The organism is Methanocorpusculum vombati (assembly GCF_026891935.1).
In the GTDB taxonomy this organism is placed as follows: domain Archaea; phylum Halobacteriota; class Methanomicrobia; order Methanomicrobiales; family Methanocorpusculaceae; genus Methanocorpusculum; species Methanocorpusculum vombati.
Genome location: NZ_JAPTGC010000043.1, coordinates 1 through 706 on the forward strand (window position 1 = coordinate 1; position 706 = coordinate 706).

Annotated in this window: 1 protein-coding gene; it reads left to right on the plus strand. The window is 45.8% G+C overall.

Annotated elements, in window-relative coordinates:
- Positions 1-379: 379 nt before the first annotated feature.
- On the plus strand, positions 380-706 hold a 327-nt coding region (locus O0S09_RS09970; RefSeq protein WP_268923827.1), incomplete at its 3' end, for a hypothetical protein.

A 706-nucleotide genomic window follows, 5' to 3' on the forward strand; every position in this document is an offset into this window, starting at 1 on the left:
TAAAAACAAATTATATATCTGCGATTATGCAGTCGCAATCCCTGCTGTTTTTGTGATTTGTTCGCGCACAGATTTCTGCAAATATTGAATCCTGTTATAGTAGTATTTAGTGATAACTATGATATAATACTATCCCTAATCCATCTGAATATGTCCCGGCTTGCGCATTGGGGTTGTTTCCCGCATTTTTTGTAACGCTCTGAAATGAAATTTCGGGAGTATGGCTCAGACATATTTTTTTTAAGCCGTAAATTTTGTCTGATTTTTTGTGCGCACGCTGCATTTATGATGAAATTTCAATTAAGGAATTTTCCGCGTTATATCCTTCTATAATAGGATGCAATCAGGGCAAACCTGAATTTTTCCTGCAGAGTTATTTATGAACGCGAAATATGGAAAGGAAGATGCAGACGGTGCACTTCCGATGAGATTCAATCTGCGGCGCGTAATGTTCACTGCCGCAGGTGTACTTCTGCTTGTGCTGCTCTGTGCAGCCCCGGCGGCAGCATCCGCAGCCGATGCAGTGGTGTTCGGCGGCGGTACGTTTGAGACAGCAGATGAACTTGCAGATAAACTCGGCAGTGAAAACGCAACCGCAGATGGCGGGACACTCACCCTGTTAACAGACCTCAACATCACCGGCCCCATCAACATCACCGGCGAAATGACCATCCTCGGAGCTGGCCACACCATCTGGCGCGGCGGC